We start from the raw sequence: 22348 nt of genomic DNA, 5'->3' as shown, positions 1-22348 counted from the left end.
AACTAGTCTTCTTCCTCGGTGGCGACGAGCTTCCAGTTCGGATCGCGCGAGCGCGTGTCGCGGGCGAAGGTCCAGACATCCTTGACCTCGGCGACGGTTTCCGGATCGCCGTCGATGACGGCACCGGCCTTGTCGCGGGTCGCCGAAATCAGCTCGCTGATGATGCGCAGCGTGACATGCGCCTCGCCGCCCTTCATCTCGGCCGAGACGATGTCGGCCTTGTCTATGCCGACGAAGGAGGACTGGATCTTTTCCGCCTTGGCCTCGCGCTCGCCGATGGCGGCGACAAAACCGTCATAGACCTCGCGCGACAAAAGGTTCTTCAGCGTTTTGCGATCGCCGTCGGCATAGGCCATGACGATCATCTCGTAAGCCATCTTGGCGCCGTCGACGAAACCCTTCGGCTCGAAGGACGGATCATTGTCCTTGATCGTGCGCAGGCCCTTGTTGAGGTCGGTATCGGGCTTGGCGAAAGCGTCGATCGCGGCATAGGTGTCGGGAGCCGGCTCGCCTGGCGGGCGCTTGCGCGGCAGCGAGACGACGTTTTCGGATTTCTGGGCGGCATCCTTGTCGCCGGTGCGAGCCGCCGAATAGGGATCGAAGGGCGGCCGTTCGCTGCCGGTGCGGCGGCCCAGCACATTGCGCAGCTGGAAAAAGATGACCACCGCCGCAATCAGGAAGAAAATCGTGCCGAAGTCGAAGAATCCCATATCTTCCGCCAATCAATCCCTGCCCTGTGGCCGGACCGTCAGGCCCAATGGCCACGGTCGCATAGCGTTCAACATTCAAAGCATATAGAACGCAAGGCGCAATCATTCAAATCAAAGGCAGGCATACCTATCTAACAGCCTCAGTGCCAGCGGCGATTGCTCGCTGGCGGCCAAAACAATCGAAACGATCATAACAATCGAAAAAGGTTGGCAAGACTTGCGCATTTCGCTGCTTCCCTTCTTTCTCCTCGCGCTTCCGCTGCTGGAAATCGCCGGTTTCGTCATCGTCGGCCGCGAGGTCGGCGCGCTGGCGACGGTCGGCCTCGTGCTGGCCTCGAGCATCGCCGGCGTGCTTTTGCTCCGATACCAGGGCTTTGGTGTGATGGCCCGCATCCGCGCCGAGATGGCCGCCGGCCAGAACCCCAGCCGCCACCTTGCGCACGGCGCCATGATCGTGGTCGCGGCGATCCTCCTGATCATCCCCGGCTTCATATCAGACATCATCGGCCTGCTGCTGTTCCTGCCGCCGTTGCGCGACTTTGCCTGGAGCCGGTTCAAGGGCCGCATTGTCGTCGCCACCGATTTCTCGACCGGCGGTTTTCGCGGCCGCCAGCGCGACAGGGTCATCGACCTCGAAGACGGCGACTATTCGCGCGAGGACGATCTGAAGCGCGGCCCGGATCACAACTCGCCGTGGCGCCGCCTGAAGGACGATTAGCGCCCCGTCCCATCTCCATCCCGCAGCCGGGAAGCAAGGCGGCAAACCTTGTCTTGTCATCCCCGCCATGGTAGCGAACGCCCGATTTCAATTCGGTCAGCGACGCTGCCCAGGCAAGAGGACAAGGCTTATGGCCAGCAAAGATGACGCGCCGGTCGGCGCAGCCAACGGAAACGGCAATGCGGCGCAGCCGTCGCTCAACGTTCTGGCGCAATATGTGAAGGACCTGTCCTTCGAAAGCCCCGGCGCCCCGAATTCGCTGCGCGGCCGCGACAAGGCGCCGGGCATCGCCATCAACGTCAACGTCAACGCCAACCCGCTCTCCGACAAGCAGTTCGACGTCAATCTGACGCTGAACGCCAAGGCGTCCTTCGACCAGGAAGTGCTGTTCAATGTCGAGCTGGTCTATGGCGGCGTGTTCGCCGTCGCAGGCTTCCCGCAGGAACACATGCTGCCGATCCTGTTCATCGAATGCCCGCGCCTTTTGTTCCCGTTCGCCCGTCAGATCATCGCCGAGGCAACCCGCAATGGCGGCTTCCCGCCGCTGATGCTCGACCCGATCGACTTCGCCCAGATGTTCCAGCAGAAGCTGGCCGAGGACCAGGCGGCGTCCAATATCAAGGTGAGCTGAGCTCGGCTGTCTCGGAAGCGTTTGAAAAGCCCGGCCTTGCGCCGGGTTTTTTTGGTGCTGGCGGGACAGCGAATCCTGACGAAGGCACGGTAGCTGCTGCCACCTTCACCCCGCCAACCTCAATCATATGTCAAATCCGTCGCCTTGCCGCCGAACACCCGGTAGGCATAGAACGAATAGAAGATGATGACCGGCAGCACGACCACGGTGCCGGCCAGGATGATGGCCAGGCTTTCCGGCGCCGAGGCTGCCTGCCAGATGGTCAGGCGATCCGGCACCACGAACGGGTAGAACGACCAGGCGAGGCCGGCAAAGCCGAGCGTGAAGATGGCGGCCAGCGTCAGGAACGGCGTCAGCGAATGGCGATCGTCGGGCTTCGGCAGATGGAAGGTCTGCCGCCACAGCCACAGGAACAAAAGCGCCGACAGGATCGGCAGTGGCGACAGATAAAGCATCTCCGGCCAGACGAACCATTTGTCGAAGATGCGCGGGCTGGCGAAGGGCGTCGCCAGCGACACCGCCGCCATGCCGAGCGCGGTCAGCACCAGCGCGGTGCGAAGCCAGCGCACCGCTTTCCTCTGCAACTCGCCTTCGGTCTTGTAGATCACCCAGGCCGCACCCATCGCCGCGTAGGCGGCGGCAAGGCAGAACGCCACCAGCACGCCGAACGCCATGCCGCCGAGGCCGACATCGAGGCCGAGTACATAGACGCCCAGCATATAGCCCTGCGCCAGCGAGGCGATGAGCGAACCGAGGAAGAAAATACGGTTCCAGCGGTGCTTGCGCTCGGTCGGCACCTTGGCGCGGAAATCGAAGGCAACGCCGCGCAGGATCAGCCCGAGCAAAAGCACGAAGACCGGAATGTAGAGCGCCGTCAGGATGACGCCATGCGCCAGCGGGAAGGCGACCAGCAGCAGGCCGACGGCCAGCACCAGCCAGGTCTCGTTGGCGTCCCAGAACGGGCCTATTGCCGCGATCATCGTGTCCTGTTCGGCATCCTCGGCTGCCGCGAACAGGATGCCGATGCCGAGATCGAAACCGTCGAGAATGACGTAGATCAGGATGGCGAGGCCCATCAGGCCGGCGAAGATGAGGGGAAGCGCGGCTGGCCAGTCGAAGCTCATTTTCTTCTCCTACTCGCCAGCCGCCGGCTGCGACATGGCGGCGTTCATGACGCCCGGCAGCGGCGATGAATCGCCGTCCTTGGCCGCCTTCAGCGCCAGGTGCACCAGCACGCCGAGATAGGCGATCAGCAACAGCACATAGAGGATGAGGTAGATCGTCAGCGTAAGCGCGACATGGCTGCCGGCCACCGGACCGACCGCGTCGGCGGTTTTCAGCACGCCCGTCACCAGCCAGGGCTGGCGGCCGATCTCGGTGGTGTACCAGCCGGCTAGCGTCGCCAGCCAGCCCGACAGCGCCATCGGCACCATCAGCAGCGCGAGCGGCTTCGGCAGGCTGTGCCGGCGCTTGAGGAAGAAGGCGGCGGACCACGAGACGAGCAGCATCAATATGCCGGTGCCGACCATGATGCGGAAACCCCAGAACACCGGAAACACCGGCGGATGGTTGCCGGGATAGTCGTTCAGCCCCGGCACGACACCGCTGGTCGAGTGCCGCAGCACCAGGCTGGCGCCGTCAGGAATGGCGATCTCGAATTTGTTTTCGCGGGCCGTCTCGTCGGGGAGCGCAAAAAGCACTAGCGGCACGTTGGGGCCGGTATTCCAGTTGGCCTCCATGGCGGCGATCTTCTGCGGCTGATGCTCCAGCGTGTTGAGACCATGCTGGTCGCCGGCAAAGATCTGGATCGGAATCAGGATCGCCGCGGTGAAGACACCGGTGCGCAGCGCCTTCCACATCGATTCCGAACGGTCGCCCTTGAGATAACGCAGTGCGGACAGGCCTGATATCAGGAACGACACCGTCAGCCCGGACGCCAGCAGCATATGGGTCAGCCTGTAGGGCATCGACGGGTTGAAGATGATTGCCCACCAGTCGACCGCATGCGCCACGCCATCGCGGATCTCGAAGCCGGCCGGCGTCTGCATCCAGGAATTGAGCGCGATGATCCAGAAGGCCGAGACGGTGGTGCCGCCGGCGACCAGCACCGTCGCCAGCGTGTGAATGCGGTTGGAGACGCGGCGGAAACCGAACAGCATGATGCCGAGGAAGGCCGCTTCGAGGAAGAAGGCGGTGAGGATTTCGTAGGCCAGCAGCGGCCCGGCTATGTTGCCGACCTTTTCCATGTAGCCCGGCCAGTTGGTACCGAACTGGAAGCTCATGGTGACGCCCGAAACCACGCCCATGGCAAAGGACAGCGCGAACACCTTCACCCAGGTGAAATAGGCACGCATCCAGGCGGAATCGTTGGTCGCGTTGTAGCGCAGCTTGAAGAACAGCAGCACCCAACCCAGCGCAATGGTGATCGTCGGAAACAATATATGGAACGAAATATTCGCGCCGAATTGCATGCGCGACAGGATGAGCGGGTCCATGGTGGGCTCCGGCTGCTTCTAATGAGGTAAGAATAGGCCTGTAGCGCCGTTGGGTCAAAGTGGCGTCCTGCCGCGAGGCTGAACGCCACAGGACAATTTTGCCGGTTGCATGCCGCGCATCCCGGGCCTACGGGCTGGTCTCCGGCACGTCGCCAAGTGCGTCCGCGAACTTGCGCATCAGGCGCACGAGTTCCTCGATCTCCTGCGCGTCCCATGTCTCGAAGATGGCGCGTCCGATTTTTTCACGCGCTGCATCGACGAGATCGGTCATCGTCTTGCCCTTCGGACTTATGACGGCCTCGCGCACGCGCCGGTCGGCGGCACTGGCCCGGCGCTGCACAAGGCCCAGGCTCTCCAGCTTGGCAACTTGCCGGCTGACGGTGGTGTAGTCGCGCCCGACGCGGTCGGCCATTTCAACGACGCCGATCGGCCCGAAACGCTCGATGCCGACCAGCAGCGGAAACAGCGCCCGGTCGAGCGGAATGCCGGCCGCCTCGATCAGCAGCTCGTCGCGCTGCGGCCGGTTCATCAGGCCAACGATATCGAGCACAGACCCGTGCAGCTGCCGGAGCTGGGTGGAGATATGTGTATTTTGCACTTTATTTGTTGACGGCACGCGGCGACTCCATATATATGCATTATACACGCAATTCAGGATTCAGAAAGAAAAACATCATGAAGGCCGCGATTGTTTCAAGCGCCGGGCAAACGCCAATCTATGGCGATTTCCCCGAACCGGTGCCGGCAGCAGGCGAGAGCCGCATCGAGGTCAGCACCGCCGCCATCAGCCACGTGGTCAAGAGCCGCGCCTCGGGTTCGCACTACAGCTCTTCGGGTCATTTCCCCTTCGTCGTCGGCATCGACGGTGTCGGCCGGCTCGATGATGGCTCAAGGGTCTATTTCGCTTTGCCCAGGGCGCCCAATGGTAGCATGGCGGAACGAACGCTCGTTCCGGCGGCGCACTGTGTTGCGCTGCCCGATGATCTGGACGACATCACCGCCGCGGCAATCGCCAATCCCGGCATGTCGTCATGGGCGGCCTATACCGAACGGGCGAAGCTCAATTCAGGCGAAACCGTGCTGATCAATGGCGCCACCGGCACGGCGGGCCGTCTCGCCGTCCAGATCGCCAGGCATCTCGGGGCAAGGAAAATCATTGCCACCGGTCGCAACGCCGCTGCACTCGATGCGGTCTCTGCACTCGGGGCGGATGTGATCATCCCGCTGGTCGAGGACGAGGAGGCTCTGGAGGAAAGCTTCAAGCGACACTTCGCCGAGGGGGTGGACGTCGTCATCGATTACCTCTGGGGCAACAGCGCCGAGCGCCTGCTGATCGCCGCCGCCAAGGCAGGTGCCGACGGGGTACCGATCCGCTTCGTCCAGATAGGCTCCGTCAGCGGCTCGGACATAAATCTGCCGAGCGCCGTGCTTCGGTCGTCGGCGATTGCCTTGATGGGCAGCGGCATTGGCAGCATCCCGCTCGACCGCTTCATCGCCTGCGCCGGCGACTTGCTGCGCGTCGCCATGCCGGCCGGCCTCCAAATCGCCACCACACCGGTGCCGTTGGCCGATGTCGAACAGGCATGGACCAAGGACGACAGCACAAGGCGTACCGTGTTCATGCTGGAGAGGCGGCAAGCCTGATCCCGCCCCGTCTTCCCACTCGTGCTCAGCTTTGGGGTCCATCGTAGCGGCTCCGAACCTGCAATGGCCGGCCTGCAACGATTGTCGATAACTGTCAGCAGCGCATCGACTTGCGGTTGCATGCACCGACATTCGGCCTATATCAGGGGACCTCTTTCAAGCAGCCGTTTTCATCCATGCCTTCAATCCTGTCCATTTCCGGGGTCTCCAAGACCTACGCCACCGGTTTTACCGCGCTCAAGGAAGTCAATCTCGACATTCAGCGCGGCGAGATCTTCGCGCTGCTTGGGCCCAATGGCGCCGGCAAGACGACGCTGATCTCGATCGTCTGCGGCATAGTCAACCGCTCGTCGGGCACCGTCACCGTCGATGGCCACGACATCAACAAGGATTATCGCGCCGCGCGCAGCCTTATCGGGCTGGTGCCGCAGGAACTGACCATCGACGCCTTCGAGAGCGTCTGGGCGACGGTCAATTACAGCCGTGGCCTGTTCGGCAAACCAGCCAACCCGGCCTTCGTCGAGAAGGTGCTGCGCGATCTCTCGCTGTGGGACAAGAAGGACGCCAAGGCGATCACGCTCTCCGGCGGCATGAAGCGCCGGCTGATGATCGCCAAGGCGCTGTCGCATGAGCCGCGCATCCTGTTCCTCGACGAGCCGACCGCCGGCGTCGACGTCGAACTGCGCCAGGACATGTGGGCGATGGTGCGCCGGCTGCGCGAGGACGGCGTCACCATCATCCTCACCACGCACTATATCGAAGAAGCCGAGGCGATGGCCGACCGCGTCGGCGTCATCAATCGCGGCGAGATCATCCTGGTCGAGAACAAGGCCGAACTGATGCGCAAGCTCGGCCGCAAGCGGCTGGTGCTGGAACTGCGCAATCCGCTGACGGCCATTCCCGAGGCGCTCTCGCGCTATGCGCTGGACCTGTCGCCCGATGGCGGGCAGCTGACCTACACCTATGACAACCAGGCCGAGCGGCCCGGCGTCGCCTCGTTAATGCGCGATCTCGAGGCCGGCGGCGTCCAGTTCCGCGATATCGACACGCAAAACTCTTCGCTCGAGGAGATCTTCGTCAATCTGGTGAGGAGGGAGCCATGAACCTTCGCGCAGTATGGGCGATCTACCGGATGGAAATGGCGCGTGCTTTCCGCACCGTGCTGCAGAGCATCGTCTCGCCGGTCATCTCGACGTCGCTGTATTTCGTCGTCTTCGGCTCGGCCATCGGCTCGCGCATCACCGAGATCGACGGCATCAGCTACGGTGCCTTCATCGTGCCGGGTCTGATCATGCTGTCGCTGTTGACCCAGTCGATCTCCAACGCCTCCTTTGCCATCTATTTCCCGAAATTCGTCGGCTCGATCTACGAGCTTCTGTCGGCGCCGGTCTCCTATCTGGAGATCGTCATCGCCTATGTCGGCGGCGCCGCGACCAAGTCGATCATCCTCGGCCTGATCATCCTGGCCACCGCCTCGCTGTTCGTGCCGCTCACCATCCTGCATCCGTTCTGGATGCTCGCCTTCCTGGTGCTGACGGCGGTGACCTTCAGCCTGTTCGGCTTCATCATCGGCATCTGGGCGAAGAGTTTCGAGCAGCTGCAACTGGTGCCGCTGTTGATCATCACGCCGCTGACCTTCCTCGGCGGCAGCTTCTATTCGATCAACATGCTGCCCGAGGTCTGGCGCACGATCACGCTATTCAATCCGGTCGTCTATCTGATCAGCGGTTTCCGCTGGAGCTTTTACGGCAAGTCCGACGTCTCGGTCGGCGTCAGCCTCGGCATGACGGTTGTTTTTCTGCTGATCTGTATCGCGATCGTCGCCTGGATATTCAGGACAGGATATCGGTTGAGGAACTGACCGCAGTAAGCATCTTGAAGCGCCGCCAGACCTAGATCGCCTTGACCAGCCGCAGCAACCCCAGCATCTCGACATACGTCCCCTTTCGGAAGGCGATGTAGACCGGCTCCTCGACACCGTGGAAGCGGCGCTTGAAGGCCGCCTGGCCCTGCAGGTTGAACCTGCGGCGGTTAACCCAGGGCGAAGAGTAGGCGCGCTGGAAGGCATTGCGCCAGAAATCGCTCTCGGCAAAGCCGCTTGGCCCGATATCGAGCATGGGCGACAGGCCGAGCGTGACCACCGAGATGCCCTCTTCTCGAAAACGGTCGACGGCGAATTTGGTCAGGCCGATCTCGGCATGCGGCGAGGCATCGATATGCTTGCGCTTGAAGGCGGTCGTGTAGCCGATGACCTTGCCGTCGCGACACAGCGGGTCGAAGTCGAGCAAAGCGACCAGTTCGCCGTCGGGCCCGTGCAGGACGAAGCGGCGCATGTCGGTGCCAAGATGGTCGGCAAAGTTGCGGTTGAGAAAGCCCATCTCCCAGCGCTTGACGATGCGGTCGCCGCGCCAGTTTTCCGAAAGCCGGGCGATCTCGTCGAGATAGATCGTGCGCTTGTCCTCTTCGAACGAAAAGCCCTTCCTCAGCAGCCAGCGCTCGGAGTAGCGCACGGTCTCGTTGCGCTTCCCGGAAAAATCATGCTCAGGCAGGGCGAGGCGGGTGTCGATACCGAGGCGATTGACCTTGTAGCCAAGCCCGGCCAGCACGCGTGCGGTGTCCTCGCCGACCTGCACGAACCACGGGCTGCCGGCGGTCTCGACGAAGCGCTTGATGTAATCGGCCCGACGCGCCGCAGCCGCCACCGGGTCGCCGAGCGCGAAATGGTGCTTCATCTTGGTGCCGAAGGCGATGTAGCCATCGGCGTCGCCGAAATAGGAAAGCTTGCCTTGCACGGCGGTGGAATAGGCGAGCGAGAAGTCGCCATAGCGGCGCACCAGTGCCAGCCGTTCGACATGGGTCAGTGCCAGCCGCTCGACCTCGGGCGCGGCGGCCTCAAGGATCTTGTCGAAATAGAACCGCAAGGAGGGCATGGTCGAGATTCCGCGTGCCGCCTACAGCGCCGGCCGTCCAGGACGCGCCAAGGTGCTGTAACACTTTGATTCTGCGCATGACTCGAAAATCGGACTCGATTTCGGGCATGCGCGTGGGGGATAATCGAGACCCGCCAGCCACCCAAGGCCTCGAATCAATCACATTGCCGCGACCTGATTACCGTTGATATCGCGCATATGCCATATAGAGCGCAACCGTGGCCCGGCGTGTGGCGCTAAATCGCATCGCTCGAAATTTGGCCGCGGTTTGCTGCAGGGATCCTGCGCGGGATCAAACGGTTACAGCGTCCTGCGAGCCTTGCGGCGGGACGTCGAACGGGATTCGAGTGAATGACTGATACGACAATCAGATCGGTTGCGGATCTGCCGACCACGGTCGAGCCGGCAATCGTCATCGGCGCCGGTGCTGCCGGACTGGCCGTCGCGCACGCCTTGATGAACGCCGGCGTGCCGACGGCGATCCTGGAAAAGGAAAGCCGGTTGGCTGAGCCATGGCACCGGCGGCACCAGCAATTGCATCTCAACACCCACCGCGATCTTTCTTCGCTGCCTGGTCTCCCCTATCCCCCCGGCACCCCCGCCTTTCCGCACCGGACGGTCGTCATCCGCCACATGAATGATTTCAGGGAGGAAAACCGGCTGCCGGTGCAGTTCGGCGTCGCTGTCGAAGAGATTGCCTTCAAGGGCGATCACTGGGCGGTACGGACCAGCGCTGGCCTGCGGCTGGCCCGCAATGTCGTCGTCGCCACCGGCCGCGACAGCCAGCCGTTCACTCCCGAATGGAAAGGCATGAAGGATTTCGCCGGGCGCATCATCCATTCGGCGGATTTCGGCGACGCGCGATCCTATGCGGGCCAAAGAGTGCTGGTCGTCGGCGCCGGCAATTCGGGCTTCGATGCGCTCAATCATCTGGCCGGCATAGACACGGCCGCCATCTGGTTGTCGGCCCGCAGCGGTCCCGCCCTGCTGCCCAAGCGCATCGGCAAGATCGCCGTGCACCGGCTTTCGCCGTTCATGGCGCGCTTGCCCTTGCGGGTTGCCGATGCGGTGATGGCGGCAACCCAGCGCCTGGTTTTCGGAGACCTGACCAAATTCGGCCTGCCGCCAGCGCGCGGCGGCGGCGCCAGCCGCCTGACCTCGGATTACACCGCGATCGCTGCCGACGACGGCGCCGTCAGCGCCATCAAGGCCGGCAAGATCACCGTCGTGCCCGGCATAAGGGAATTCACCCGCGACGGCGTGGTCCTGGCCAATGGCAGCCTGATCCATCCCGACATCGTCATTGCCGCGACAGGCTACCGCACCGGGCTGGAGCCCATGGTCGGCACGCTCGGCGTGCTCGACGCCAAGGGCGTTCCGCTCTTCAACGGCGGCCAAGCCGATCCGAAATTGCCCGGTCTGTGGTTCACCGGCATGCGGCCGAGCATTCGCGGCTGTTTCGCCAATGCCGGTATCCTGGCCAAGGCGATCGCGAGACGGATTGCAGGGTCGGCCTCGCACCAACCCGGCGCATCACGCTGATTTCGGTTCCAGCCGCCGGAAACCCACGGCTTCCATCAGCATGTCCTCTTCCACCATGCCGGCATTGTGCAGGGCGAGCAGGTTAAGCGCGATTTCCCGCGCTTCGGCGGAATCGGGATGTGCCTCGCGCCGCCGGCAAGCCTCGTCGAACACGCGCTGCAGCTTGGCGATATCGGCTGGCTTGAGCAAGCCACGGTCATAGACGGACTTCGACATGGCGATCTCCTGATAAAGACCTAGGGCGCCACGTTTAAATTGCCAATCTTTCCCGAGGCTTGACCGGCTTCACCCCCGTCGCCCCGTCATCCTAGGGCGGAGCAAGGATCTATGCCGCGGCTTCAAGGCGCAGCAGCGGTGCAAATTCTGCTCCGCTGCACCCCATGCTGGTAGGCAATCAGACCGCGATCTTGCCGCCGCCCTGTCTGGTGATGGCGACCACCGACGGCCGCACCGGCATGTCGGGCTTGAAGTCGGGCCAGCGCGTCGACAGATCCTCATAGTAGGACGGGCGGCCGAACGCTTCCCAGTCCTCGCCGCCATCGCCCGGATGCTGGACGGCAACGAAAGCGGTCTGGTCGTCGGGCGCAAACAGCGGACCGCACATTTCGGCGCCGATCGGCACGCGGAAGAACAGTTTCGAGGTCGCCCGAGCCGCCCCCTCCGTATCCACCGCCCACAGACCATCCGTGCGGCCGGTGGCTTTCGGGCCTTGGCCGTCGGTCGCGACCCAGAGACGCCCGGCCGAATCGACCGCGCAATTGTCGGGCATGCCGAACCAGCCATTGGCCGTCGTTGCCGTCGAGAAGGTGGCGCCGACATCGGCAACCGCCGGATCACCGCATTTCAGCAGCACTTCCCACTTGCCCTTGGCGGCAGTGAAATCGCCGCCGTCCTCGGCGATCTCGATGATGTGGCCGAAGGCGTTTTCGGCGCGCGGGTTGGCGGCGTCGACCTGGTCGGCCTTGCGCTTCGAATTGTTGGTCAGCATGACATATACCTTGCCGTTGACGGCATTGGGCTGGATGTCTTCCGGGCGGTCCATCTTGGTGGCACCGAGCAGGTCGGCGGCGCGGCGCGTCTCGATCAGCACGTCGGCCTGGCCAGTGAAACCGTTTTCAGCCGTCAGCGGTCCCTGGCCGAAGACGATCGGCAGCCATTCGACCGTGCCGTCTTCGGCGAACCTGGCGACATGCAGCGTGCCGTCGTCGAGCAGGTCCTTGTTGGCGGCGTGGTCGTTCGGATCGAACGCTGCCTTGGTCACGAACTTGTAGACATAGTCGAAGCGCTCGTCGTCACCGAGATAGAAGACGACGCGGCCGTCCCTGGCGACGATCGATTCGGCGCCTTCATGCTTGAAGCGGCCCATGGCGGTGCGCTTCCTCGGCGTCGAGCTCGGGTCGTTGACATCGACCTCGACGATCCAGCCGAAGCGGTTGGCCTCGTTGGGTTCCTTGGCGAGGTCGAAACGCTCGTAATGCGCCGCCCATTCATAGGCGCCTTCGGGAATGCCGAGACGCTTGTAGTTCGCGGCTTCCTTGTGGCCTTCCGGCAGCTCGCCGGAAAAATAGCCATGGATGTTCTCCTCGGCCATCACATAAGTGCCCCAGGGCGTGACGCCGCCGGCGCAATTGTTGAACGTGCCGAACACCTTCGTGCCGGACGGATCGGCATTGGTCTTGACGCGGTCATGGCCGGCAACCGGACCGGACAGCGCCATTTCGGTGTTGGAGGTGATGCGGCGGTTGAGCTTGCCGTCGCGCACCACCTGCCATTTACCTGATGCCTTGCGGATCTCGACGATGGTGCCGCCATGGGCGGCCATCTCGACATCGACCTGCTCCTTCGAGAGGGGTGCGACTTCTGCCGACTTCTTGCCGTCCTTTTCGACGATCTTGACGATGCCCGGGAACATCAGATGCGGATTGGTGTATTCGTGGTTGACCACCAGCAGGCCGTGTTCGGCCGAGCCGCCGATCGGGATGTAGCCGACATAGTCATTGTTGTAGCCGAACTGTTTCGCCTGGGCTTCGGCCGACTGTTTCGTCGGGTCGAAGTCGGGCGAATCGGCAAACAGCGGATCGCCCCAGCGCAGCAAGACATCGGCGTCGTAACCCGGCGCGACATGGTGCTTGTCGTCGATGCCGGCCTCGAGTTCGTCGAACGTGAAGGCCGAGCCTTCCGCTGCCCGGGCCTCGTCGGCGCTGATCAGCGCCAGCGGGCTGACGGTGGCGGCGATGGCGGAGACAGCCAGCGAACCCTTGAGGAACCCGCGGCGCGAGAACCGCGCGGCGATGATCTCGCCCATGGTGCGGTTGTCGGAAGCGTTGATGGCCGGGCCGTCGTTTTCCTCAAGCAGGCTGGTGCGGAATCGGGTGTCGGGGAAGCGAAGGTCGGTCATCGTGGCTTGCCTCTGGCTGTTGGGTTGGCTGGAGCGTGGGGTACCTGTTTGACCCCTTATAATCGCCGGGTCACATTTTCGTGACATCGGGAGACCTTTCATCCGCGACAGGCATTGCGCGCAGGGCTCAGCATTCCCGAAGACCGCGAACTGCTCCGGGTATCGTCGTTTCGAGATGGAGGAGACCTTCGGCGGCATGTTTCGCCGCGCATCCTGCAACGGCGCATGACATCAGTCGCTGCAAACGGACCAACGGACAAAATCGGCTCGACAAGTCACCTCCGCCGCCCCCGGCGGAGGTGACTTGATGTTCGGCGTCTGCCGTCGTCAGGCGTCGGGAAAGCCAGTCTCCCGTTTAGCGATGGCGGTCGCGGCGCCGTTCATGCGAAGCTAATGTAGCATATGCTTGGGACTTTAGTCCAACCTTGCGCTTGCAATGGTCCTGGTTGACAAGGGCAACGGTCGGAGGTCGCTTCCGGGCGCCGCGTCTTTCGGCAATGTTGGTTGCACTGCAACGTTGGGGTGGGGCGCGCCGGGCTCAGTCGTCGGAGATTAGGATGCACAGATCGGTCACGATCCGTTGTTGCCGGCTGGCGCTCAAATCGGCAGCGGCGCTGGCGTTGACGATTGCGCCCTATCAAATTGTCCTGGACGGCTCCGTTTCCGGCATCCACACCGCCAGCGCATACGCCGGCAAGGGTGGCGGCGGCAACGGTGGCGGTGGGGGCGGAGGCAACAGTGGGGGCGGCAACGGCGGCAATTCCGGCGGAAGCAATAGCGGGAACAGCGGCAACGGCAACGGGAACAGCGGCAACAACGGCAAATCAGGATCCAGTCAGGGTAAGAGCGGGAGCCATGTCAATGCAAAGACCGGTGACAAGGTCGACGTGACCGGCAACAAGATCACGGTCCGGCATCCCGACGGCATAACGGAAAAGCTCGAGAACGGTCGTTTCAGCATGAAGGACGCTCTCGGTCGCACGATCATCGACCGCCAGGCCACGCCGGCCGATGCCAATCGTCTCAAGGCCTTGTGAAGCTGGCCAACAGGCAACGGTCAGCTTTGCACGTCACCTCCGCCGCCCCCCGGCGGAGGTGACCTCGTTTTCGGCCGGCGTCGTCCCGGTTTTCGGCACCGCAATGGCTGCAGTCCCGAGACGCGACGCACTTTTGCGCAATCCGGCTTTGGCAGAGGCCGCGCAACCGTTCAGCCATTTGTTTGCGCACTGCGGGACGGGAAACCGCAGCCCTGGACTTGGTCTAGGAAGGCCTGTCGCGGTCGCGCAGCTCACGCATCATCAAGGCCGCTTCGGTGCGGTTTCGCACATTGAGCTTCGACAGCACCCCGGTCATGTGATGCTTGACGGTCTTCTCCTGCAGCTCAAGCCGCAAGGCGACTTCCTTGTTGCTCAGCCCCTCCGCCACCAGCCGCAGGATTTCCGTTTGCCGCTCGGTGAGCTGCCGCAGCCTTTCCGCCACGCCGTCGGTCGGCTGCTGGGACTGGAGATCCGAAAGCAGCCGGGCCGACAGCGTCGGCGACAGATAGCTTTCGCCGGCTGCAACATTGCGCAGGATGTCGGCGAGCCCGCGTGACCCGACGCCTTTGAGGACATAGCCATTCACCCCTGCGTTCAGCGCCTTGGTTACGTCGGCATTGGCCTCCGAAACGGTCAGCATGACGATCTTCTGGGCGGGATGGCTGGCGAGGATGCTTGCGACCGCGCTCAGCCCGCCACCCGGCATGGAGATATCGAGCAGCAAGATGTCGGGCCGCACCGTTGCGGCGAGGCGTTCGGCATCCTGTGCCGTGGCCCCCTCGCCGACCATCTCGAAGCCTCCGATCTCCGACAGGCTGCGCGTCACACCTTCGCGAAAAAGGGGATGATCGTCGACAATGGCGATGCGAATGGTCCCAGTCATGCTTGCTCCTCGACCGACAGACGGATCACCAAACGCGTACCTTGCGGCCCGGTCAAGGTTTCGAACTGTCCGCCAATGCTTTCAACCCGCTCCCTGAGGCCGGCGAGCCCGAGGCCCTCGACCCGTGCCGCCGGATCGAAACCCGGCCCACCATCCGACACCTCGACAAAAAGCCTGCCATTTTTCATCCCGGCACTCACCGCCTGATCCTTGCCCAACCCGTGGCGATAGGCGTTGTTCAGCCCTTCCTGAACAAAACGATATATGCTGATCTTCTCGGAAGCGCCGGGTTCCGGCAACTGTCCGGCCAGCGTCAGCGTCACCGACGTTCCCGTCCTCTGCTCGTGCTCCTTGACGGCCAGCCGCAGAATGTCGGTTGCGGCAGCCGTCTCGATCTGCGGCAGCACAAGGCCGGTGCAGATGCCGCGTATTTCGCGCATCGCATCCTCCAGCGTCTTGCGGATCATCGCGACCTCGGTCGAACGGCTTTCGCTCGAATGGCCATCGCTGGAAAATATAGGGCTGTCCATGCGCAGCGACGCCAGGGCCACGAGTTGGGCCGGGCCGTCATGGAGGTCGGCGCCGATGCGGCGCAGATATCTTTCGTTGAGCGCGGTGGCGCGGCGAGAGGCCCGTTGCACGCGCAGTCGCAAGGCACTGTTTTGCGCCACCAGACCCTGCAGCTCCGACACCTGGCGGCGCAGCGCTCCACGCTGATCATCGATGGTGCGGCTGCCGCGCAGGACGATGCCCGACAGGAGCAGGAATGCCGCCAGGGTCGCGCCGGCCACGATCAGCCAGCTCGACCACAGAGCGGACGCCAGGGTGGCCTGGAAATCGTCGGCGATCTCATAGAACTCGGTGACCGCCACCACCTCGCCCGACCAGGGCTCGCGCACGGGATTGTAGATCTCCAGCAACGGCAAGCCGCTAGCCTTCTCCTCGCGTTCATCATCATCGAATGTATTGAATTCAGCGACGACGTTGCCTTCGAAGGCGGAACGCAGATTGTCGCTTGGACCGAAGCGGCGGCCGATCAGGGACGCCTCCTTGGCGTAGAGAACCGTGCCGTCGCGGCGCCAGAGCACGAACGATTCGAGGCGCTTGCCGAGCGCGCCCTGGCCAAGCGTCTCGTCCAGCGCCTGCTTGACGGATTCGCTGAGCTCCTGATCCTTGCGCAAGTCAGGAAGCAGCGGCGCAATCACGCTGTCGACATAGAGCGCCGTCGTGGCGGCCGAATTGCGGATGACGCCGTCCCGGATCTGCGCCGTCACCCAGGTGCCCACCACCAACATGACGGCCAGCAGGCCAAAGCCGCCGGCAACGACGAATTGCAGGGCAAGGGAAAGCTCGCTCCAGCGCCGCATCAGGTTTTGAAAACTGCGAATCATGAGCCCCTGACCGCCCCTCGAACCGACAGATTGGGCGATGTTCGTACTTTGAGCTTCCGGCTTGCCATTGCCAAGGGCTTCGTTTGGTCGCGGTCGCTTGACGTCCCGGCGCGCTTGGGAAACAACGTCCGCGACGCATGCGGCGGGAGCCGCTTCGAGAGGGGGCGAAACGTTGAGTTTTTCGGGATTGCTGCAGCTCGGCTTTTCGACGGTCATTTTCCTGCTGGCGGCGACAGCCGCCAAACAATGGGGCCTGGCGCCGAGCCTTGGCAAGATCGCGCTGACGCTGGCGCTCTATTCGCTGGGCAATCTGATCATGCTGCGGCTGATCCGCGAATTCGGCATGTCGGTGTCGTTCAGCCTGTCCGCCGTCATCCAACTGGTCTCGGTGAACGTCGTGGCGCTGGTCTTCTTCGGCGAGCGCGTCAATGCGCTGCAGGCGACCGGCATCATGCTGGCGATCGCAGCGGTGGCGCTGATCACGCTCGGACCCTATCTGCAAGGCCGGCTGTAACGGGCGAATTGCCGATGAAGAATGCCGCGAACGCTTTGCTCAACCGGGTTGAATTCCCGGTGCTGCTGGCCGGCCTGGTCATCGCCGCCGGCCTGTGGGGTTTCGAGGAGCTGATGGAGATGGCGCGCGCCACCACGCCGCACGCCTTCGACACCGAGATCCTGCTCGCCTTCCGCCAGGCGGGGCACCCTGACAGCCCGATCGGCCCGCTGTGGCTGCAAGGGGCGATGCGCGACATCACAAGCCTTGGCAGCGGCAGCGTGCTGGTGCTGATCGTGACGGCGGTAATCGTCTATCTCCTGCTTATCCGCAGGCCGGCGACCGCCCTTTTCATCTTCGTGGCGGTGGCCGGCGGTCAGGTGCTGTCGAGCTTGCTGAAAGCCGGCATCGACCGGCCGCGCCCCGAACTCGTCTCGCATCTCGTCAACGAAACGACGCTGTCTTTTCCGAGCGGCCACGCCATGCTGTCGGCGGTGACCTATCTGACGCTCGGCGCGCTGGCGGCACGCTTCCTGCCCGGTCGAACGACGAAGATCTATGTGCTGTCGCTGGCGGTGCTGACGACGCTGCTGGTTGGTATCAGCCGCATCTATCTCGGCGTCCACTGGCCATCGGATGTGCTGGCCGGCTGGTGCGCCGGCTTCGTCTGGGCGATGCTGTGCTGGCTCGCTGCCCGGGCGTGGCAGCGATGGCGTGGGCAGCACCCGGACGGCGAGACCGGAGACTAGATCAGCCGGTTGATCAGCCCGTGCCCGCAGCCGGCCAACAAGAAAACCGCCGACAGCAAGGCTGCCGATGTCATGAAAGTCTTGAAGATATTCAACCGCGTTTTCTCCCACCCCAGATGGAACACCCTAGCTCGCAATCCTCAGGAAATATCTGAAAATGGTCGATCAAGCGGCGCCGGTTATGTATCAGACGTTCATACTAATGCTTGAAACATCACAATGACGGTATTATACCTTATTCCTGCAGACTCAGACGGGGATTCCGGCCGATGATCACTGCCGCGCAGATGCGCGCCGCAAGGGCGCTGGCCGGCATCGATCAAAAGACGCTCGCCGAGCGCGCCGGGGTTTCGCTTCCGACCATCCAACGCATGGAAGCGAGCGACGGTGTGGTCAGGGGCGTGGTCGATACGCTGATGAAGGTCATCCAGGCACTCGACGAGGCCGGGGTGGAGCTGATCGGCGAGAACCAGGCCAGCGAGCGCGGTGGCAGGGGCGTGCGCCTCAAGCAGACCGTGCCGCGCTAAGCCTCTCCCGCAACCCGAGTCGGCACACATAAGTCGCGACGCGACCGCCGACGTTTCTGCCGACGATCCCGCCGCCTTCACGGAGCGGAAGGCACATTCATGGACCAGAGCCATCCGGCAAGCCACCATCCGGCAAGGCCGACATTTTACGAACTGTTCACGCCGAAACTGGTGACGGTCTGGCGCGAAGGTTACCGCCTGCCGCAGTTCAAGGCCGACTTCATGGCCGGCCTGACCGTCGCCATCGTCGCACTGCCGCTGTCGATGGCGATCGCCATCGCGTCGGGGGTGACGCCGGAGCGCGGCCTGTTCACCGCCATCGTCGGCGGCTTCATCGTCTCGGCGCTTGGCGGCAGCCGTTTCCAGATCGGCGGACCCGCTGGCGCCTTCATCGTGCTGGTGGCGGCAACGGTTCAGCGCGAAGGTGTCGACGGGCTGCTGCTGGCAACGATGATGTCGGGCGTCTTCCTGCTCGCGATCGGCTATCTCCGGCTCGGCACCTACATCAAATTCATCCCCTATCCGGTGACTGTCGGCTTCACCGCCGGCATCTCGATCATCATTTTCTCCGGCCAGATCGTCGAACTGTTCGGGTTGAAGCTTGCAGGCACCGAACCCGGACCGCTTCTGCCGAAGCTGATGGCGATCGGTGAGGCGGCCGGCACGCTCAACATCTCGGCGACGCTGGTGGCGGTGCTGACCATCGTCACCATTGTCGCGGTGAAACGCTGGCGGCCGGGCTGGCCGGGCATGCTGATCGCCGTCGGCCTGGCCTCGCTGGTGGTGGCGCTGCTGGCGCTGCCGGCGGAAACGATCGGCACGCGTTACGGCGGCATTCCGCGCAGCCTGCCATTTCCGGCACTGCCGGCGCTCAGCCTCGACAAGGCGATCGCCGTGCTGCCGGACGCCGTCGCCTTTGCGTTGCTCGGTGCGATCGAATCGCTGCTGTCGGCAGTTGTCGCCGATGGCATGACGGGCCGGCGGCACCGTTCAAATTGCGAACTGGTGGCGCAAGGCTTCGCCAACATCGCCTCGGCCCTGTTCGGCGGCATCTGCACCACCGGCACCATCGCCCGCACCGCCACCAATGTGCGGGCCGGCGCGCATGGGCCGATCTCGGGCATGCTGCATTCGCTGTTCCTGCTCGTCTTCATGCTGGTGGCGGCACCGCTGGCCAGCTACATCCCGCTCGCCGCCCTTGCCGGCGTGCTGGCGGTCGTCTGCTGGAACATGTTCGAAAAACAGGCCTTCGCCACCCTGTTGCGCGCTTCGCGCGGCGATGCGCTGGTGCTGATGGCCACCTTCCTGATCGTCGTCTTCCGCGACCTCACCGAAGGGATCGTCGTCGGCTTCGTGCTGGGGTCGATCCTGTTCATCGACCGCATGTCCAAGAGCATTGCGGTCGAGGTCGATCAGCCGCTGGTGCAGGAGGATGTCGCCGACAGCGTCAACGGCAGCAACGCCTACGATTCCAGCGAGGCTGTTGACGCCGACACTGTCGTCTACCGCATCTCGGGCGCCTTCTTCTTCGGCGCCGCGTCGACCGTTGGCACCGTACTCGACCGCATCGCCGACCAGCGCAAAAACTTCATCCTCGACTGTTCGGCCGTACCGTTCTTCGATTCGACCGCCGCCAATGTCATCGAGGGCGCCGCCCACAAGGCGCAGCGCGCCGGCGTCCGCTTCATCATTTCAGGTGCCGCGCCGCAGATCCGGCGCATGCTGATCAACCACGGCGTCAAGCGCCCGCTGGTGACCTATGCGGCCTCGATCAAGGATGCGAGGGCGCAGCTGAAGGGAAAGATCGAGGCAGAGCAGTAACCGGATTTACCGGCCGGCGGGACAAGACAGGCTTTCGCGATCGCGCCCGTCTTACTTCCGAACGACGTGTGGCTCCGGCCCTTTGCCGTAGCGTGTGAACTGCGTGACCTTCGGGGGGTTCGGATGGAAGCGCGCGCCTTTCAGCCACAGTTTCAGCGCCTCCCAGTGAATGCCAGCGATGATCTTCAAGGTCATCAAGGGGAACTTGACCAGGCATGCGCCAAGTTCCGGCGTGTCGAGTGGACGTGCGCTCCCGGTAAAGGTCGCCGCCAGCAGCGGTTCGCCATGTTCTGTTTCGTGGATGCGAAGCCTGACCGTCCTGCCCGGCGGCAGGATACGAAAATGGTAGCATGCGTCCATGCCGATGAAGGGGGAGACGTGAAAGATCTTGGCGCGCGTCTGGCGTATTCCGGCGGGGTTGAGCTCGCCTGGCTTGATCGGCGCAGCGTAGATATGCCGGCCGCCGAACGTGTTGCGCACGGCATAGATCAAGGCAATCAGCGCGCCGGCGTCGTCATAGCAGAAATAGACGGAGATCGGATTGAAGACATAGCCGAGGATACGGGGATAGGCGAGCAGCAGTACGCGTGCCGCCTGCTTGCCAAGGCCGGCATCGGCAAGCAGCCTGTCGACAAAGGCCCGCAGCGTTTCGCCTTTCCGCTCGACGTGGTCGCTTTCGCGGAAGGAGGTCAGGCCGGGCCGATTGACCTTCAGCAGCCATGTCATGCGACCGAGTTCGGCAAGCCTGTCTATATCGACCAGCAAGGAGAACACCCGGTAGACAAAGCGGTGGCCGAACGGCTTCAGCCGTGCATGCATGACTTCGCCCGGATAGAGCACACCTGCCGCCTGTGGTGGCTGGCCATTTTGCTCGAGCGTGGTGACGCGTTGCTCCATGATCGAAAATGCCTATTCCGCCGCCAGCAACGCCTCGGGCAAAGTTCTCTCGGCCGTCCGCCACGGTACCTTGGCGTCGAGCGAAATCGCCGCGTTCAGGCCTGAGCGCAACCCGTCCTCATGAAAGCCATGTCCGGTCCACGCTCCGGCGAAATAGGTGCCGCGCACCCCCTGGATATCATCGAGACGGGCTTGTGCGGACAGCGCGCGAGAATCGTACTGGGGATGGTCGAACGTCCATTCTCCAAAGACCAGTTCCGGGCGCGGTTCGACAACGGGATTGAGCGAGACAAAGAGCGGCTTTGCCGCATCGATCCCCTGCAGGCGGTTCATCCAGTAGGTGACCGACACGTCCGGCTCGTCGCGATCACAGGAGCAGCGCAGATAATTCCACGCAGCCCAGGCGGCGCGCCGCTTCGGCATCAGGCGGGGATCCCTGTGCAGGACGACGCGGTTGGGGCGATAGGGTATATCGGACAGGATCGCCTGCTCGACGCTCGATGCATCGCCGAGCATCGCCAGCGCCTGGTCGCTATGGCCGGCGATGATGACATTGTCGAAGCGCTCCGGCGCGTCATCACCAGCCCAGACGGTAATGCCGAATGCATCGCGAACCAGCGTCTTGACCGGCGACGACAGGCGCAGCGCCGATCCGAGCGGCGCCAGCAGTTTTTGCAGATAGTTGCGGGAGCCTCCGCTCACCGTCCGCCAAATAGGGCGCGTATCATTGTCGATCAGGCGATGGTTCTCGAAGAAGCTTATGAAGCTCGCAGCCGGATAGTCCAGCATCTTGGCGCGCGGCGTCGACCAGATCGCGGCAGCCACCGGTATGAGATAATTGTCGCGAAAGCCCGCGGAGAAGCCGCGAGTGCGAAGATAGTCTCCGATCGTGACGTTACCCAGCGTGCCGCTGTCGCGCTCGGCAATGCACTGCTTGTTGAAGCGCAGGATTTCACGCAGCATCCACAGGAAGCCGGGCGAAAAGAAATTGCGCTTCTGGGCGAAAATGGTGCGCAGCGTCGAGCCGCACCATTCGAGTTTGCCGCCGTCGAGCGAAAGCGAAAAGCCCATGTCGCTCTCATGCGTGGCGACACCAAGATGCGAAAACAGCGCGGTAAGATCCGGATAGGCCAGTTCGTTGTAGACGATGAAGCCCGTATCCACCGAAATAGGCGTCCCATCATAGTCGATGTCGACCGTGGCGGTGTGGCCGCCGGCGCGCTGCGAAGCCTCGTAGAGGGTAATGTCGGCGGTCGGATGCAATGCCCATGCGGCGGCGGCGCCGGAAATACCGGAGCCGATGACGGCGATCTTTTTTCTGCCGCCGGCGCCGCCACGGTGGATGGGCACAATGTTCATGGAGAATCCTTCTTGGAAGTCGGTCCTGAAAGGCACCGCGACGTCTATCACCTTGCAGATACGGGATAATCCGGCGCGAGTTTCACAGGCTCGTCAGGGAAAAGTCGGCTCCAGACGCAAGGT

Annotated in this window: 22 protein-coding genes; 11 read left to right on the top strand and 11 right to left on the bottom strand. The window is 63.3% G+C overall.

What is annotated here, in order from left to right; all coding sequences use genetic code 11:
- Positions 1–2: 2 nt before the first annotated feature.
- Positions 3–710, bottom strand: coding sequence for a Tim44/TimA family putative adaptor protein (locus MESCI2_RS0133600; RefSeq protein ID WP_023813422.1), 708 nt, complete (start codon positions 708–710; stop codon positions 3–5).
- A 217-nt stretch (positions 711–927) separates the two neighbouring features.
- On the opposite strand from MESCI2_RS0133600, the gene MESCI2_RS0133595 reads away from it, so the two are divergent.
- Both MESCI2_RS0133595 and secB read left to right on the top strand, forming a co-directional pair.
- Complete coding sequence (locus MESCI2_RS0133595; protein ID WP_027040323.1) at positions 928–1428, top strand: FxsA family protein; 501 nt, start codon at positions 928–930, stop codon at positions 1426–1428.
- Between the two features lie 130 nt (positions 1429–1558).
- A complete protein-coding gene (gene secB, locus MESCI2_RS0133590; protein WP_027040322.1) occupies positions 1559–2059 on the top strand; it encodes a protein-export chaperone SecB in 501 nt (166 codons plus the stop codon).
- A gap of 119 nt (positions 2060–2178) precedes the next feature.
- Here secB and MESCI2_RS0133585 read toward each other — a convergent pair whose 3' ends face one another.
- The 3 genes from MESCI2_RS0133585 to MESCI2_RS0133575 form a co-directional block, all read right to left on the bottom strand.
- Positions 2179–3183 (bottom strand): cytochrome d ubiquinol oxidase subunit II, encoded by a 1005-nt coding sequence (locus MESCI2_RS0133585; protein ID WP_027040321.1) that lies wholly within the window; start codon positions 3181–3183, stop codon positions 2179–2181.
- 9 nt (positions 3184–3192) lie between these two features.
- Positions 3193–4554 (bottom strand): cytochrome ubiquinol oxidase subunit I, encoded by a 1362-nt coding sequence (locus MESCI2_RS0133580; RefSeq protein ID WP_027040320.1) that lies wholly within the window; start codon positions 4552–4554, stop codon positions 3193–3195.
- Positions 4555–4681: 127 nt separating this feature from the next.
- Positions 4682–5170, bottom strand: a complete 489-nt coding sequence (locus MESCI2_RS0133575; RefSeq protein WP_027040319.1) for a MarR family winged helix-turn-helix transcriptional regulator — start codon at positions 5168–5170, stop codon at positions 4682–4684.
- Between the two features lie 59 nt (positions 5171–5229).
- On the opposite strand from MESCI2_RS0133575, the gene MESCI2_RS0133570 reads away from it, so the two are divergent.
- The 3 genes from MESCI2_RS0133570 to MESCI2_RS0133560 all read left to right on the top strand — a co-directional run bounded on the left by MESCI2_RS0133570 (position 5230) and on the right by MESCI2_RS0133560 (position 8059).
- Complete coding sequence (locus tag MESCI2_RS0133570; protein WP_027040318.1) at positions 5230–6198, top strand: quinone oxidoreductase family protein; 969 nt, start codon at positions 5230–5232, stop codon at positions 6196–6198.
- 176 nt (positions 6199–6374) lie between these two features.
- Positions 6375–7301 (top strand): ABC transporter ATP-binding protein, encoded by a 927-nt coding sequence (locus MESCI2_RS0133565; protein ID WP_027040317.1) that lies wholly within the window; start codon positions 6375–6377, stop codon positions 7299–7301.
- Positions 7298–8059, top strand: coding sequence for an ABC transporter permease (locus MESCI2_RS0133560; protein WP_027040316.1), 762 nt, complete (start codon positions 7298–7300; stop codon positions 8057–8059). The genes MESCI2_RS0133565 and MESCI2_RS0133560 overlap by 4 nt, the downstream gene beginning before the upstream one ends.
- 31 nt (positions 8060–8090) lie before the next feature.
- Here MESCI2_RS0133560 and MESCI2_RS0133555 read toward each other — a convergent pair whose 3' ends face one another.
- A complete protein-coding gene (locus MESCI2_RS0133555; protein WP_027040315.1) occupies positions 8091–9128 on the bottom strand; it encodes a phosphatidylglycerol lysyltransferase domain-containing protein in 1038 nt (345 codons plus the stop codon).
- 351 nt (positions 9129–9479) lie between these two features.
- On the opposite strand from MESCI2_RS0133555, the gene MESCI2_RS0133550 reads away from it, so the two are divergent.
- Entirely contained in the window at positions 9480–10670 is a 1191-nt protein-coding gene (locus tag MESCI2_RS0133550; protein ID WP_027040314.1) for a flavin-containing monooxygenase, read from the top strand.
- Here MESCI2_RS0133550 and MESCI2_RS0133545 read toward each other — a convergent pair.
- Positions 10662–10886 (bottom strand): hypothetical protein, encoded by a 225-nt coding sequence (locus MESCI2_RS0133545; protein ID WP_027040313.1) that lies wholly within the window; start codon positions 10884–10886, stop codon positions 10662–10664. The genes MESCI2_RS0133550 and MESCI2_RS0133545 overlap by 9 nt on opposite strands.
- A gap of 178 nt (positions 10887–11064) precedes the next feature.
- Positions 11065–13068, bottom strand: coding sequence for a PhoX family protein (locus tag MESCI2_RS0133540; RefSeq protein WP_027040312.1), 2004 nt, complete (start codon positions 13066–13068; stop codon positions 11065–11067).
- Positions 13069–13625: 557 nt separating this feature from the next.
- On the opposite strand from MESCI2_RS0133540, the gene MESCI2_RS0133535 reads away from it, so the two are divergent.
- On the top strand, positions 13626–14105 hold the full coding sequence (locus MESCI2_RS0133535) for a hypothetical protein (RefSeq protein ID WP_027040311.1): 480 nt from the start codon (positions 13626–13628) through the stop codon (positions 14103–14105).
- Positions 14106–14328: 223 nt separating this feature from the next.
- Here the strand turns inward: MESCI2_RS0133535 and MESCI2_RS0133530 are convergent, their stop codons facing one another.
- Entirely contained in the window at positions 14329–14988 is a 660-nt protein-coding gene (locus MESCI2_RS0133530) for a response regulator (RefSeq protein WP_027040310.1), read from the bottom strand.
- Complete coding sequence (locus MESCI2_RS0133525) at positions 14985–16379, bottom strand: sensor histidine kinase (RefSeq protein WP_027040309.1); 1395 nt, start codon at positions 16377–16379, stop codon at positions 14985–14987. Before MESCI2_RS0133525 ends, MESCI2_RS0133530 begins: the two co-directional genes overlap by 4 nt.
- 172 nt (positions 16380–16551) lie before the next feature.
- Between MESCI2_RS0133525 and MESCI2_RS0133520 the strand changes: the two genes are divergently transcribed.
- The 4 genes from MESCI2_RS0133520 to MESCI2_RS0133500 all read left to right on the top strand — a co-directional run bounded on the left by MESCI2_RS0133520 (position 16552) and on the right by MESCI2_RS0133500 (position 19969).
- Positions 16552–16893, top strand: a complete 342-nt coding sequence (locus tag MESCI2_RS0133520) for a hypothetical protein (RefSeq protein ID WP_013528672.1) — start codon at positions 16552–16554, stop codon at positions 16891–16893.
- Between the two features lie 14 nt (positions 16894–16907).
- On the top strand, positions 16908–17621 hold the full coding sequence (locus MESCI2_RS0133515; RefSeq protein ID WP_027040308.1) for a phosphatase PAP2 family protein: 714 nt from the start codon (positions 16908–16910) through the stop codon (positions 17619–17621).
- Positions 17622–17890: 269 nt separating this feature from the next.
- Positions 17891–18148: a helix-turn-helix domain-containing protein gene (locus MESCI2_RS0133505; RefSeq protein ID WP_027040307.1), complete on the top strand. Its 258-nt coding sequence runs from the start codon at positions 17891–17893 to the stop codon at positions 18146–18148.
- Positions 18149–18247: 99 nt separating this feature from the next.
- Complete coding sequence (locus tag MESCI2_RS0133500; RefSeq protein WP_027040306.1) at positions 18248–19969, top strand: SulP family inorganic anion transporter; 1722 nt, start codon at positions 18248–18250, stop codon at positions 19967–19969.
- 51 nt (positions 19970–20020) lie between these two features.
- On the opposite strand, the gene MESCI2_RS01000000136015 is transcribed toward MESCI2_RS0133500, so the two are convergent.
- Together MESCI2_RS01000000136015 and MESCI2_RS0133490 are read right to left on the bottom strand one after the other, a co-directional pair.
- The gene (locus MESCI2_RS01000000136015; RefSeq protein ID WP_050596734.1) at positions 20021–20866 is read right to left on the bottom strand and encodes a DUF1365 domain-containing protein; all 846 of its coding nucleotides are present in this window, start codon (positions 20864–20866) and stop codon (positions 20021–20023) included.
- 12 nt (positions 20867–20878) lie between these two features.
- A complete protein-coding gene (locus tag MESCI2_RS0133490) occupies positions 20879–22225 on the bottom strand; it encodes an NAD(P)/FAD-dependent oxidoreductase (RefSeq protein ID WP_050596733.1) in 1347 nt (448 codons plus the stop codon).
- Between the last annotated feature and the right edge of the window lie 123 nt (positions 22226–22348).

It is taken from the genome of Mesorhizobium ciceri WSM4083 (assembly GCF_000519305.1).
In the GTDB taxonomy this organism is placed as follows: Bacteria; Pseudomonadota; Alphaproteobacteria; order Rhizobiales; family Rhizobiaceae; genus Mesorhizobium; species Mesorhizobium ciceri_B.
Note: the sequence above shows the minus strand (reverse complement) of the source record. Positions and strands in the feature narration are given on the sequence as shown.